Source organism: Gordonia sp. 852002-51296_SCH5728562-b, assembly GCF_001665475.1.
GTDB classification, from domain to species: domain Bacteria; phylum Actinomycetota; class Actinomycetes; order Mycobacteriales; family Mycobacteriaceae; genus Gordonia; species Gordonia sputi.
This window is the reverse complement of the sequence record NZ_LZMI01000035.1, coordinates 38,292-50,460: the sequence shown is the minus strand read 5'-3', so window position 1 is coordinate 50,460 and position 12,169 is coordinate 38,292. Positions and strand designations below refer to the sequence as shown.

Below are 12,169 nucleotides of genomic sequence, written 5' to 3'. Positions count from 1 at the left end.
CTGCGGAAACGGTGTCCGCACTTCTTCCGCACTTGTTTCACGGCCACATCCAGAAACCGGCTACGGCCAGCGGAAACGCCCCCGCACTTTTCCCCGCACTTTTGGCGGCGTCAACGAGGTCGCCGCACCCTCGGAGTGTCCACGGAGCGGGCGGCGGAATTTCCCCCGCACTTCGTCCGCACTTTTCCGCACTTTCGGTAGGCAAAAGTGCGGGGATTGCTTCGTGAGGAACCTTTGACGTATGGCTGCGGTCGGCGTAATGGAGCCGCCGGAAGGAAACGCCTGTCTGAACCACCACGCGGCTACACCTCGAGCCGTTGTTGGGCTGACGCACAGGGAAAGTGTGTGCGTGTGTTGTGAGGAATCACCGAAAGCGGTTGTGTGACAACGTAATTCGATCTAGAATGAAGTATGGCCATCACAATCCTGTCCCAGCCTGGTTGCGCCGCCTGCCGACTCGTCGAGAAGACCGTCGAGCAGGCCGGTCTGACCGCCACAGTCCGAGACGTGCGTGAGGACCCGGAAGCCGAGGCACTGCTGCGCGACCTCTACGACGCCTACCGGCCGGGCCACCACCCCGCGACACCGGTCACGCTGATCGACGACCGGCCGGTGTTCGGTGTCGATGGTCGCAAGGCCCTCCGCGACCTCGCCGCCTGACATGTCCGGCCGGCCCCTGGAGCGCACTGTCGAGCGGTACCTGGTCGATCGGTGCCGGGAACTCGGCATCTTGTGCCACAAGTACGTGAGCCCTGGTCATGCCGGGGTGCCGGACCGGCTGCTGATAGGCCACGACACCACCGGCGCCGCGGTGACGCTGTTCATCGAGGTCAAGCGGCCCGGCGAGAAGCCGAGGCCCAGCCAGGTCGGCATGATCACCACCATGCGCGACCACGGGGCGCACGCCGTCGTCGCTGACAGTCGCGCCGCTGTGGACGCGCTGCTCGACGAGTACTTCGCCTACCCGTCGGTGCCGATCGCCGAACGCGATCCGCACGACGCACCGCTGCCGGGCCGACGCGCGCACGTGATCGCCGCGATGCGGTAGATAATGTCGGAACTTCCGACATCGAGGAGTCGAGCTGATGGATCAACACACCCACCCCGCGCTGCGGCATCGTCGTTGCTGGGCCGACGAACTCCCCGACGCCTGCCAGACGCTGCTCGACCCGACGATCCGATATGTCGATGAGTCCGGCAACCCACGTGTCGGGCTCACGGACATCCCCGCTGGCTGGGTGCCGCTGATCAACCAGCTCCACCACGACATCGCCGCCGTCAATCCCGATTACACCGTCATCACCGCTGGGCAGAAGGGTTGCGGCCTCCGCTACCAGATCGTCGGACCTGTCCAGCCTCAAATCCGCGACTTGATCGCCAGTGCGACCGTGGCCAGCGATCGTGTCTGCACCACATGCGGCGCGGCGTGCGAGCCGGCCAACCCGCCGCGTTGCGACCGCCACCCGAGAGGCACGACGCCGTTCGTGTTCGCCAGGCCGCCGCGGACGGCTGCCGAGCGCATGGCTGCCCTGGGTGAGCGGTTGCGGGCCCAGATGCCAGAGGGTGGGGTCGACCTCGACGACATCGACTGGCAGGTGATGAACACCAAACCCGCACCCCCGCGCCCGGCGTCGGCTCGCCTGCCTAGACGGGACTAACATTCGGGCGGCAGAGCCGCCGACAAACACCTTCTCGATACACACACATCGAGGAGGATTCCGTGACCACGACCATCGCCGACCCGTGGATCGAGCGGCTGATCGCCGCGGGGCGTCTCGGCCCCGGTGCCCGCGGCATGAGCCGCGAGGACGCCGCGCACCAGTTCAACGAGACCAACGCGTTGGACCCCGCCGACGACGGGTTCCTCTACACGCCGGGTCAGGCCCAGGCCACAGCCCGTGACGCGCTGGCCGTGATCGGCATCGACGTGGACGCGGACACCCGCGTCCTGCTCACCGACGGTCGTGTCGGAACCCGCTGCGGATACCACCTGCTCAACGTCGGGCAGATCGAGTACGCCGTCGAGCAGCATCGTCTCGTCACCGGCGAGACGATCTCCGCTGACGCCGTGATCGGGGCCCTGCCATGGGAATGACCACCACAGCCGCCGAGGCTCTCGTGACCCGTGGCTGGGCCGTCGGCGAACGTCACCGCCTCACCGGCGATCACCCAGTCGTGCAAGCGATCTGGGCGCTGGAGGACGCGATCGACCACCACACCACCGACATCGACCACGCCGCTGCGCGCGTCGAAGCACTGATCGGAGAGTTGCCATGACAGATGCGACCACCACCGGCGCCGGTCGCCGTACCAGTGCCGACGAACCGTCGATCTGGTTGGGCTGCCTTAACTGCTACAACGCCGGAAGGCTCGTCGGTCACTGGTTCTCTGCCGTCGGGGCCGACGAGGTGACGCTCGCGCAGGTCCATGAGGGATCGCGCGTCGACTACGCCCGCGCGGGCTGTGAGGAAATCTGGGGTCTCGACACCGACAACATCCCCGTCGACCGCGAGATGAGCCCCATGGAGGCAACCGAATGGGGTGAGGTCTACGAGGAGGTCGGCTCCGAGCAGTGGCCGGCCCTCTGCGCGTGGGTCCGATCCGGTTCCTACGTCGCCCAAGGCGACACAAACCTGCCGTGCGTCGGCGACTTCATCGAGGCGTACGTGGGGGAGTGGGATTCGTTCCGCAACTATGCTTTTCAGCTTTCCGAGGACATCGACATGTTCGCAGGTCTCGACGGCGATCACGTCGCTGTCAGGTACTTCGGCTGGGACTCGTGGATCAGCGATCTCGCGATGGATCACACCGTCATGCCCACCGGCCACGGCGGCGTCTACGTGTTCAGGAGCGTGTAATGGAGAACCTCTATCCCGCCGAGCCGGCGATCCTGCGGTGCCCGACGTGCGGTCGGACGACTATCCACGACCGGCGTGGGTGCCGTCGGTGCCGCGACGAGGCTCTCGACCGCCTCGTCGACGCGGTGATCGGGCCGAGCAAACATCGCCCTTGGGTACGGGGGCACATTCAGTCGTGGCTGCGTGTCCCGACGTTTGAGTGTCGGTGGTCCTCAGTAGGGTTACGGCCATGAACTTGCTCGAACGCGCGGAGGCACGTCGAACGGCCGCACTCGCCGGATTGGATGCTGGTGAGCAGTCTGCCCGCGGCCAATACTTCACCCCGCTCCAAGCGGCGCGCATCATGGCTCAACTGCCGCGGATTCCGACCGGCGAACATGTCAGAATCCTAGACCCCGGGGCGGGCAGCGGAGTCCTCACCGCAGCGCTCGCTTCGCGACTGCATTCCGAACGACCCGACCTGACTCTGCATGTCACCGCAGTCGAGGATGACATCGCTCTGAAACGGGTGCTTTCGGAGACGCTTGCTGACGTGTCCGAGGAAACAGGAGCCACCGTCGAACTAGTCCCGCAGGATTTCCTGAGCTGGGCGCTTGCCGCACCTGCGAACTACGACCTCGTGATCCAGAATCCCCCGTACGCCAAGCTCCGCACCGGAAGCGCTCCCCAGAACCTGCTGCGCTCCGCTGGAATTACGGTTCCCAATATCTACGCCGCATTTCTCGCGCTCGGGTTGCGCCTGCTCACCGAGGGCGGGCAGCAGGTAGCCATCACACCTCGGTCATGGATGAACGGGACGTACTATTCAGCATTTAGACATGAGTTCGTCCGTACGGCAGGTATCGACGCTATCCACACGTTCGAGAGTCGGTCGAAGGTGTTCGGTGACACCGGTGTCCTTCAAGAATCAATCATCGTCTCGGCAACCATCGGTCAGACCTCAGAGCGTGTGCAGGTCAACACTTCCCATGACCACACGAGTGAACCGACCTCGCGCTCTGTGCCCTACATGGACATAGTGACTCCGGACTTCATCCACGTCCCGGCAACTGACCGCGACGCCGAGGCAGTCTCATGGATGACCGAGAACGTCGCGTATACCCTCGCCGAGTTGGGACTTACGGTGTCGACCGGACGAGTTGTCGACTTCCGTTCACGCGAGCTTCTCCATCACGAGAGGGTTGAGGGAGCTTCGCCGATGGTCTACCCAACTCACCTCCAGGGTGGAACCGCGACGCATCCTCTCCGAACAAAGAAGCCTGAATGGTTCCACGCCGATCCAATTACGGCCGCGAAGCTGGTCGTACCAGGCGGTACCTACGTTCTTATCAAGCGGTTCTCGGCTAAGGAAGAGCGTCGGCGCGTCGTTGCCGCAGTCTGGGATTCACCCTCACCGGTCGCGTTCGACAATAAACTCAATTACGTCCACAAGGACGGCCATGGACTGGACGTGGCAACTGCACGCGGCCTCGTCGTCTTTCTTAACTCGACGCAACTCGACAATTACTTCCGCGTCTTCTCCGGGCACACACAGGTGAATGCCACTGACCTACGCCAGATGCGGTTCCCGTCGCTCATGCAACTACGCGAGCTGGGTGAAGCACAGGTGACCGATCAGGTACAGATCGACGCGGCGGTAGAGGCGCGTCTCGCGGGCATGGCGGCGGCGGTATGACACGACCCGACATGCTCAAGGTCGACCACGCCAAGCAGATTTTGGAAGCGTTCGGTTTCGACGCAGTGCGCACCAATACCAGGTCAGCACTCATTTTCCTTACTTTGCTGCGGATCGAGCCGAGTTCGGAGTGGTCGGAAGCTGAGAATCCGATGCTTACAGTCGACGGCATCCGTCTCTGGATCAACGAACGGTACGAGGACGTTCTCCGCGCGCACAACAACGGGAAGGTCTACGCGCCTAACTCGCGGGAGACGTTACGTCGTCAAACGCTCCATCAGTTCCGCGATGCAGGCTTCGTGATCTATAACGACGACGATCCCGGCCGAGCCCCCAACTCCAGCCACAACAACTACAGAGTCAACCCCGAGGCGCTTTCCGCGATACGCAAGTACGGGACAACCGAGTTTTCCGAAGCGGTCTCGAACTACCTTGAAACGGCGCCCGGACTCCTGGCCAAATACAGAGCCGCCCGTGAGATGACGCGTATTCCGGTCACGCTTCCAGGCGGCAAGACCCTCAGCCTCAGCGGCGGGGGACAGAACGTGCTCATCCAGCAGATGATCGACGACTTCTGCGCGCTGTTCGTGCCGGGCGGCGAGGTGCTCTACATCGGTGACGCGGACGAGAAGCTAATGCACTTCGACGCACAAGCCTTGTCGTCGTTGGGTGTGACCGTCGACACGCACGGGCAGATGCCAGACCTTGTTGTCTATCAGCGTGAGACGGACTGGCTCTTTCTCATGGAAGCAGCCTCGACCCACGGACCGGTGGACGCGAAACGGCACGGCGAGCTCCAAACACTCTTCGCCGGATCGACTGCAGGGCTCGTGTATGTGTCATGCTTCCCGGACCGTGCCACAATGCGTAAGTTCCTCGCTGATCTTGCCTGGGAGACCGAGGTCTGGTGCGCCTCGGACCCGACACACATGATCCACTTCAACGGAGACCGCTTCCTGGGCCCGCATGGGTGACGGATCGTGGCGGACGATGTCCACGGTGGCTTCGTTGGGGTATTCCCGTCCGCAGTCTGGGCAGCCCGGCTCAGGGAATCGGATCAAACGTCAGGGCCACGCGATGGGGTTTTCGGACGCCCGCTTCCGCAGGTCCGCCTCGTACTCAGCGCCATACAGACGTTGCGCCACGATGTCCATCGCAGTTCCCGCCGCCAGCATGACCCGCGCATCCTCGGCGCGGAAGAGTTCGGCATCATCGCTTAAATAGTGAAATATGCCCGTCCTAGGGTTTACCACGATCCGGTGCGGGTTTGACCATGGCTCGAACTGTCTGCATAGCTGCCTGGTGAGGCCCATCTCCACAAGGTCGGAAAGGAAGCCGCCGCCGGGGAGCATGTAGCCGTTGGCGTCGTAGCGCTCAGGCTGTACGAGCGCGAACGTCTTGCGTATCTCCGTCACTGACATCTGCACCGGCGATTCGACAACCTCAAGTATTCTCGCCTGATCAACGGCGAATCCGTGGCCGGGCGTGTCGGGATCGTGGTGCAGATGACCGATGGGCTGGACGCGCAGCAGCGTGCCGCCACGTCGCGCGACCCACGCCCGCGCGTAGTTGCGGTCTGAGGTCACATACACCTTCGTTGGGTCGAAGACGCCCTTCAGGCCGGGTCTCACTACGGCCTCCAGTCCACGCGCGCGTGGTGACAGCAACGTCGCGCCCACCGGCAGCTTTGTCTTCGCTCCGTGCCAGAATTCCACGCGCATGATTGTGCATCATGTACCCCGGCAATGCTTACGGCGTGGGGTCCGAGAAGTGGCTAGTCGCTGGTCCGAACTTGTCTGTCTTCAGGTAGTGGTCGCTGACTCGCCTGTACTCATCGCGGATGTTTACCGGTACGGTTGCGGATCGACCGTGCACGATGTCGAGCGCGTCTGCACACCCGACGGCGTATTCGTAGACACAGCGGAGATGGATCAGCAGGTGGGTGTACCCACTCGCGGCGAAGACCGTGTTCATGTCTGCGTCGAGCACATGACCTGCGTTGAGTGTCCCGACAGGTGTCGGATGGCCGCCCTGCTCACAGTGAAGCGAGTAGTCCTTGCGACGGTAGTCGTTGGTGTCGTCGGAGTAGAGTCGGGCCGGTTTCCAGGTCGTCTCGCGTTCCTCACGCTCGGAGCGCATCCAGGCGACGATGCTCTCGGGGACAGTGTTGAACTTCCACAGTAGATACTCGCACTCGACGACTTGGCGCAACAACGCCCAAGCGGGGTAATGATTGCCGATGCGTGTCAACGCGATCACCCCGGCCGCCAGTGACGTGGCCGCTTTCGTGACACGGCTCGCACCGTTATAGCTGTAGGCCGCGTCCACATCGCCGACCCCATGCAAGGACACCGAGGCGTCGTACAGCGCGTTACCGACAATATCGGTCAGTCGCCACACCGCCTCGGCTGTCTCCGTGCGACAAACACTCATCACCGGATCGGCGGCATAGACCGCCGCCGTCGCAGCCGCTTCAGCCTTGTCCGCGAACTGAACTGACGGGTCCTGATCCTGGATGAGCTTCCGCAACTGACTGACGGTTTTGAGGGGGTGATCGCCAGTGGCGTCGGCGATCATGTGCACAGCGGCTGTTCCGACCTCCTGAGCAGCCAGGGCAAGAAGCCCGTGATTGCACACGATCGGGTCAGGCACTCCACCGACATTCACCACTGACAGTAGGGTCCGCAGTTCCGAGTACTGATCGGACAGCTGTGGATCGCAACGAATGACGATCTCCTCGAACGCGGTTGCACTGTCCGCTCCCGATACGACCCCCACCCGACGGACTAGGACACTCGCGATGTGAACCAGCGGGTCCAGAGTCTGCTCGACCGCGTTCATGTCCCGGTTCAGTAGCGCCGTATCGAGGCTGCGTTCGAGATTGCGCATGTGACCGACGAGCAAGTCCGCGCCGATGAGGCAGAACTGCATCTGTTTCCTGTTCACAACCTCATCATCGCAACAACCCCTGACACCGCGGTCGAATCCGCCCGTCCGTAAGCCGGTCGGTGACCGTGACAGTGCGCGGCGATGCCGGACGGAGGTGTCTCGCCAGGTCGAGCTGTCTCATAAGACCCGTTCGCTTCTAGTCGCGATGAGGGTACCTCTAACGTACAATGGGGTCATGAAGATCGGCTACGCGCGCTGCTCGACCGATGAGCAGGACCTCACCGCCCAGATCGACGCTCTCACCCGACTCGGTGTCGATGAGGCGCACCTCTACACCGACCCCGGCTACACCGGCACCAACCGCGACCGGCCGGGACTGCGCGAAGCACTCGCCGCGGCGAGCCGTCCCGGTGACGAACTGGTGGTCACCAAGCTCGACCGTCTCGCTCGCAGCGTGCCCGACGCCCGCGACATCGTGAAGGACCTGACCGCGAAGGGCGTGAAGCTGCGCATCGGCGAGAGCCTGCACGACCCCGACGACCCCACCGGCAGGCTGCTGTTCAACGCGCTGGCCATGGTCGCCGAGTTCGAGGCCGACCTGATTCATGCCCGCACCCGCGAGGGGATGGCGGTGGCGAAGGCGAAGGGCCGGCTCAAGGGCAAGAAGCCCAAGCTGCCGGTGAACCAGGAGCGTCGGCTGGTCGAGTTGTTCCGCGCTGGCGATCACACTGTTAGTGAGCTGGCCGAGGATTTCGGCGTCAGCCGGGCGACCGTCTACCGGGCCGTCGAGCGGGCGGGAGCAACCGCATGACGAACGAGCCAGCGAAGGCCGACGATGCTGAAGGCGTCCCCGCTTGGACCTGGCTCCGGCACATCGGCGCGCATGCCGGTGATGTGGACGGTCGGCCCGAGGATGCGGAGCTTGGAATCGACGAGGTGCGCCGCGTCTGTGAGCGCGCCTGGAAGTACAGCCGCGCTGACTTCGAGCCGAACACCCGCGTCGAGCTGCGCGTAAGCCAGTGGCGCGAGACCTGCGCGCTCGCCGGGTCGATGGCCGAGTCGATCATGCTCGGCAGCGCCGCGTACACCGAGGCGGTCTGGCACCAGCGGCTGATCGCCGACGGGAGCGAGCCCCCGGGCATGGCACTCGCGCAGCGCTACTTGGCCGAGAGCGCCATCGACACCGCGGTGTCCGTCGGCCACCGACTGATCAACTTTGTCGCCCGCGTGGGCCGGACTTCACCGGAGGTCCGAGACCGGATGGGAACCACGAGGGCATTCAAAGAACTCGGTCCCGGCTACGTACCGTTCGCCACCGAAGACCGTGATGCGTGGTTGTCACTCAACGCCAAGGAGGTGCAGCGGCTCCGAGGCGTGCTCGGCCCCGACGTGCACGGAGGTGCGCTGGACGCCCTCGACGAACTGGTCGCTTCCAGCGAGTGGGAGTCGCTCTTCGACCTGCGGGCCGAGAACTTCCACAGGTGGCGAAAGGAGCACGAGTACACAGTCGGCGTCGACAGCCAGTCCGGTACCGCGACGGACATCTACGATGAACACGGAGTCCACGTCGGTCGAAGTATCGGCGGACACGGCCGGAAGCATCGCAGCGGAGACGGGCTCACCGAGCGGACCACTTCGGTGGCGGGCGCGGGCATACGTCGCGTCGCGACCGCGCTCGACGCGACGATCACAAACACACTCACCGCGCTGCCGCTTCTCAGCGGCGGGTTCTTGCTCCAGATCGATGGTGTCAGCGGCTATCGAATATCTCGGACGCGGTGACCACTGCACCAGCCCGACCCCGCGGCCGGGGACGACGAGGACCCGACGAACTGAGCGACGCCACCCCGCACCAGATCACCTGGTGCGGGGTCGTTCCTCTTCCGGGACATCCACCGCGCGGCACCTTTGACTGTCATCCGAACGGATGAATCCCGGCCTTGGTTTTGGTGCCGTCTGATAGGGTTGGCGCGCGTTAATGACAGGGGCCGATCTATGCCCTTTTTCCGGTCCCCGCAGCCCCTCCTAGACCATTTCTGGCTCCTAGCGTTCCTCGCTCTCTCGCGGTAATCATGTTCTCGCGCATCGGATTTGATACACGGCCGATGACGACGAGAGGAGGAAACATGACGAGTTCACCGCATCGGCCAGCGCGCACGGACCCACTCGCGGCCGCGCTGACGGCGGCCCGCCACGCGGCGGGCCTGACCCAGCAGCAACTCGCCGACCGATCCGGCATCAGTCGCCCGACTATCGCCCGCGTCGAGACGGGCAGGGCGTCGCTCGGCAGCGCTCGAATCTGGGACTGGGCCGCGGCCTGCGGCACCACCCCGGCGGATGTCTTCGCCGACGCGCAGGGCAAGAACCAGTAGCCATCACGCCGGGCGTCGAGCCCGGATTCTTATTTCCACCGCAACTTGAAGGGCACTCCCATGCCAAAAATCGATCTATACAAGGTGTTTCAGCTCGATCCGCGCCAGTCGCCGGAGGAACTGGCCGCCCAGCTCGACCGTCAGATCGCGGCCACCGACCCGGCGAATCGGCAACTGCGACAGCAGATCACGACCACCCGAACCATTCTCGGTGATTCGCGACGGCGGGCTGAGTATGACCGGGCGCTGGCGGACCCGGGCGCGCGGATCGCCGCCGACGACATCGACCGGATCGCAGGTCGGTCGAGACGACTCACACCGACCCAACGGGCGTTGGCCATCGTAGCGGCAGTCACAGCGATACTCCTGATCGTGAGCGTCGGCCTCGTCGTCGCGCTGACGGGGGACGGTGACGGCAGCGTGAGCGGACGCACCGCGGCGGACTCCGCCAGCTCTACCGCCAGTTCAGGCGCCAGTTCAGCCGACGATCCGGGCGAGAGTCCGAGCAGCCCCGCGAAGATGAACCAGCAGGTCACCGCGGCCGGGCTCGATTGGACGGTGACGAAGGCGGAGAAGATCGACAACCACGGCCAGGCGTGCAACGGCCTCGTCACCGGCCGCTATGTCGTGGCAGTCACCGTCGACGTCGTCAACGCTGGTTCACGCACCCAGGACGTGCCACCGTTCAACATGCAGTATCTACGGTTCAAGACCGGCCAGCCCCGGTTCGCCAACTGCGTGACCGATCCGGCCAACGGCCTGCCGATCAAGCCAGGGCAGCCGAAACGCACGCTCACCTACTACTTCGCGATGATGCCGCCGCAGATCGCACAGATCCAACAGGTCGAATTGATCTCCGAAGACTCCGACGCGCCGCACGCGTTCGTCGCGCTCGACGACCTCGATCCCAGCCCCGCCGGTTGGCCGCCGATGAACAGCTCGGACAAGCAGATTGATGATTCCTTCGATCTCGGCGGACTGACTACCAAGGTGACCGGCGCTGGCGCTGTGGATGACCCGCGTTGCCCCGGCGCGAACTACCGGGTCCAGGTATTCGCACGCAACGAGAACATCTCTGCGAAACCGATGCCGACCGCAGCCAGATCACCGCTCAAGACCTCTGCGGGCCAGGTCGCGGGCACGTGCGCTTTCGTCGGAGACATCGGCACGCCAGCACCGACGACGATCGCCCCCAACCAGTCGGTCTATCTCAAGCTGTATTACCGGGTAGCCGACCCGAGCACGGTGCAGGCAGTGGTGATCGGCGGCCAGGTCACCGTGGCGATCTGGTGACCAGACCGGCATCCGCGTCGCGGATGCGACCCCGTGACCCGGAGACGGGTCACGGGGTCACCTCATTTCGGGAGGTCGGCTGTCCGACCTCCGGATTAGGGTGACAGGTAAGGAGGTGGAGATCATGACGCGAGTGGAGATGGTATCCCGGCTACGACACGCGGCCACGGTCGCCGAGCGTGTGCGGGTGCTCATCGTGGACCGACGCACCGCCACCGATGTCCGTGCCATTGACGCCGAGTTGCACCAGCTCAAGGACTACTTTCGTGACCTCGTGGGCGGGGCCGGTATCCCCGAGCAGTACCTCACTCGGATCGGCTTGACCCGCATCGCCGACGTCATCGAGGAGGAGCGGGCCGACAGCGTCCGCGGCGCGATCCGTGTTCTACAGGACGATCACGAGGCGGTGAAAGAGCGCGCCCATCGGTTCCAACTTGGACTGTTGCGCCAAGAGGCTCAACACCAGCAGCGGATGTACGCCGATCAGGTGGATTGGTATCGCACGCGATCCATCGTGCGAGCGTTCCGAGGTCGATGACCCCTCGCAGGGGAGAGCCCCGGCACCGTCATGGTGCCGGGGCTCTACTTATCGCGGGTCAGCGGCTCGGTCCGTCGAGTTCTCGGTTCCGTTCACCGACGTCACCCACCATCCGCCGTAACTGGTCCGCCGGTGACGGTGTTCGCACCACGGGGGTCGCCACCGATTCCGACTGCCAGGCGTCGATGGCGGACCGACCACCGACCATCTGTGTGTCGCGGAGGAACCTCCCGGATACGCCCGCACCCTCGGCGTCGAGCTTGCCGTCGGGTGCGCTGAGGCCAGCGGTCCCGACCGCTTCCAGTGCATTCGCCCGCTGCCACTCGACCAGCCGCTCGTCGAGCGCTCGTCCGTGCGCGTCCTTCGTACGTTGCAGCCAGATTGCCAGTGCCGCAACGGGTACGCCGATCAGCGGCTTGTCCTCGACGAGACCACCGACGAGTCGCGCCGCGGTCTGACGCTGACGGTCAGCGGCCTGCCGATCGACCTGGCGCTGTGCCAGGGCGGCCTCCAGATCGCGCGTGTCGTCGTTCATCGTGTCTCC

At 64.4% G+C, this 12,169-nt stretch carries 16 protein-coding genes; 13 read left to right on the top strand and 3 right to left on the bottom strand.

All coding sequences use genetic code 11. The features are described 5' to 3' along the window. Positions 1-411 precede the first annotated feature (411 nt). The 8 genes from A5766_RS06790 (at position 412) to A5766_RS06755 (ending at position 5,507) form a co-directional block, all read left to right on the top strand. Positions 412-660, top strand: a complete 249-nt coding sequence (locus tag A5766_RS06790) for a glutaredoxin family protein (RefSeq protein WP_064903991.1) — start codon at positions 412-414, stop codon at positions 658-660. 1 nt (position 661) lies between these two features. Further along, a complete protein-coding gene (locus tag A5766_RS06785; protein ID WP_064903990.1) occupies positions 662-1,048 on the top strand; it encodes a VRR-NUC domain-containing protein in 387 nt (128 codons plus the stop codon). Between the two features lie 37 nt (positions 1,049-1,085). Beyond that, positions 1,086-1,658, top strand: coding sequence for a hypothetical protein (locus tag A5766_RS06780; RefSeq protein ID WP_064903988.1), 573 nt, complete (start codon positions 1,086-1,088; stop codon positions 1,656-1,658). 62 nt (positions 1,659-1,720) lie between these two features. Then, positions 1,721-2,095, top strand: coding sequence for a hypothetical protein (locus tag A5766_RS06775; RefSeq protein WP_064903986.1), 375 nt, complete (start codon positions 1,721-1,723; stop codon positions 2,093-2,095). Continuing rightward, on the top strand, positions 2,092-2,277 hold the full coding sequence (locus tag A5766_RS06770; RefSeq protein ID WP_064904026.1) for a hypothetical protein: 186 nt from the start codon (positions 2,092-2,094) through the stop codon (positions 2,275-2,277). The genes A5766_RS06775 and A5766_RS06770 overlap by 4 nt, the downstream gene beginning before the upstream one ends. Continuing rightward, positions 2,274-2,858 carry an antirestriction protein ArdA gene (locus tag A5766_RS06765; protein WP_064903984.1) on the top strand — a complete coding sequence of 195 codons (585 nt, stop codon included), beginning with the start codon at positions 2,274-2,276 and terminating at the stop codon, positions 2,856-2,858. The genes A5766_RS06770 and A5766_RS06765 overlap by 4 nt, the downstream gene beginning before the upstream one ends. 229 nt (positions 2,859-3,087) lie before the next feature. Then, the gene (locus tag A5766_RS06760) at positions 3,088-4,533 is read left to right on the top strand and encodes an Eco57I restriction-modification methylase domain-containing protein (protein ID WP_064903981.1); all 1,446 of its coding nucleotides are present in this window, start codon (positions 3,088-3,090) and stop codon (positions 4,531-4,533) included. An 11-nt stretch (positions 4,534-4,544) separates the two neighbouring features. Further along, on the top strand, positions 4,545-5,507 hold the full coding sequence (locus A5766_RS06755; protein WP_231894573.1) for a BsuBI/PstI family type II restriction endonuclease: 963 nt from the start codon (positions 4,545-4,547) through the stop codon (positions 5,505-5,507). A gap of 90 nt (positions 5,508-5,597) precedes the next feature. Here A5766_RS06755 and A5766_RS06750 read toward each other — a convergent pair whose 3' ends face one another. Together A5766_RS06750 and A5766_RS06745 are read right to left on the bottom strand one after the other, a co-directional pair. Beyond that, positions 5,598-6,248 (bottom strand): hypothetical protein, encoded by a 651-nt coding sequence (locus tag A5766_RS06750; protein WP_156527396.1) that lies wholly within the window; start codon positions 6,246-6,248, stop codon positions 5,598-5,600. Between the two features lie 34 nt (positions 6,249-6,282). Continuing rightward, positions 6,283-7,479, bottom strand: a complete 1,197-nt coding sequence (locus tag A5766_RS06745; protein ID WP_064903974.1) for a hypothetical protein — start codon at positions 7,477-7,479, stop codon at positions 6,283-6,285. A gap of 178 nt (positions 7,480-7,657) precedes the next feature. Here A5766_RS06745 and A5766_RS06740 point away from each other — a divergent pair, with 178 nt between their 5' ends. The 5 genes from A5766_RS06740 to A5766_RS06720 all read left to right on the top strand — a co-directional run bounded on the left by A5766_RS06740 (position 7,658) and on the right by A5766_RS06720 (position 11,625). Next, entirely contained in the window at positions 7,658-8,233 is a 576-nt protein-coding gene (locus A5766_RS06740) for a recombinase family protein (protein WP_064903972.1), read from the top strand. Further along, the gene (locus tag A5766_RS06735; RefSeq protein ID WP_064903970.1) at positions 8,230-9,204 is read left to right on the top strand and encodes a hypothetical protein; all 975 of its coding nucleotides are present in this window, start codon (positions 8,230-8,232) and stop codon (positions 9,202-9,204) included. Before A5766_RS06740 ends, A5766_RS06735 begins: the two co-directional genes overlap by 4 nt. A 344-nt stretch (positions 9,205-9,548) precedes the next feature. Further along, complete coding sequence (locus A5766_RS06730; protein ID WP_197501373.1) at positions 9,549-9,794, top strand: helix-turn-helix domain-containing protein; 246 nt, start codon at positions 9,549-9,551, stop codon at positions 9,792-9,794. A gap of 60 nt (positions 9,795-9,854) precedes the next feature. After that, entirely contained in the window at positions 9,855-11,087 is a 1,233-nt protein-coding gene (locus A5766_RS06725) for a hypothetical protein (protein WP_156527395.1), read from the top strand. Positions 11,088-11,211: 124 nt separating this feature from the next. Further along, a complete protein-coding gene (locus A5766_RS06720; protein WP_156527394.1) occupies positions 11,212-11,625 on the top strand; it encodes a hypothetical protein in 414 nt (137 codons plus the stop codon). 58 nt (positions 11,626-11,683) lie between these two features. Here the strand turns inward: A5766_RS06720 and A5766_RS06715 are convergent, their stop codons facing one another. Continuing rightward, entirely contained in the window at positions 11,684-12,160 is a 477-nt protein-coding gene (locus A5766_RS06715; RefSeq protein ID WP_064903964.1) for a hypothetical protein, read from the bottom strand. Between the last annotated feature and the right edge of the window lie 9 nt (positions 12,161-12,169).

What these genes read in the sequence shown, in the direction of transcription:
- A5766_RS06770 (WP_064904026.1), top strand. Translation starts at nt 2,092, where the DNA reads ATGACCACCACAGCCGCCGAGGCTCTCGTGACCCGTGGCTGGGCCGTC.
- A5766_RS06735 (WP_064903970.1), top strand. Translation starts at nt 8,230, where the DNA reads ATGACGAACGAGCCAGCGAAGGCCGACGATGCTGAAGGCGTCCCCGCT.
- A5766_RS06720 (WP_156527394.1), top strand. Translation starts at nt 11,212, where the DNA reads ATGACGCGAGTGGAGATGGTATCCCGGCTACGACACGCGGCCACGGTC.
- A5766_RS06740 (WP_064903972.1), top strand. Translation starts at nt 7,658, where the DNA reads ATGAAGATCGGCTACGCGCGCTGCTCGACCGATGAGCAGGACCTCACC.
- A5766_RS06785 (WP_064903990.1), top strand. Translation starts at nt 662, where the DNA reads ATGTCCGGCCGGCCCCTGGAGCGCACTGTCGAGCGGTACCTGGTCGAT.
- A5766_RS06790 (WP_064903991.1), top strand. Translation starts at nt 412, where the DNA reads ATGGCCATCACAATCCTGTCCCAGCCTGGTTGCGCCGCCTGCCGACTC.
- A5766_RS06765 (WP_064903984.1), top strand. Translation starts at nt 2,274, where the DNA reads ATGACAGATGCGACCACCACCGGCGCCGGTCGCCGTACCAGTGCCGAC.
- A5766_RS06725 (WP_156527395.1), top strand. Translation starts at nt 9,855, where the DNA reads ATGCCAAAAATCGATCTATACAAGGTGTTTCAGCTCGATCCGCGCCAG.
- A5766_RS06730 (WP_197501373.1), top strand. Translation starts at nt 9,549, where the DNA reads ATGACGAGTTCACCGCATCGGCCAGCGCGCACGGACCCACTCGCGGCC.
- A5766_RS06760 (WP_064903981.1), top strand. Translation starts at nt 3,088, where the DNA reads ATGAACTTGCTCGAACGCGCGGAGGCACGTCGAACGGCCGCACTCGCC.
- A5766_RS06755 (WP_231894573.1), top strand. Translation starts at nt 4,545, where the DNA reads ATGCTCAAGGTCGACCACGCCAAGCAGATTTTGGAAGCGTTCGGTTTC.
- A5766_RS06780 (WP_064903988.1), top strand. Translation starts at nt 1,086, where the DNA reads ATGGATCAACACACCCACCCCGCGCTGCGGCATCGTCGTTGCTGGGCC.
- A5766_RS06715 (WP_064903964.1), bottom strand. Translation starts at nt 12,160, where the DNA reads ATGAACGACGACACGCGCGATCTGGAGGCCGCCCTGGCACAGCGCCAG.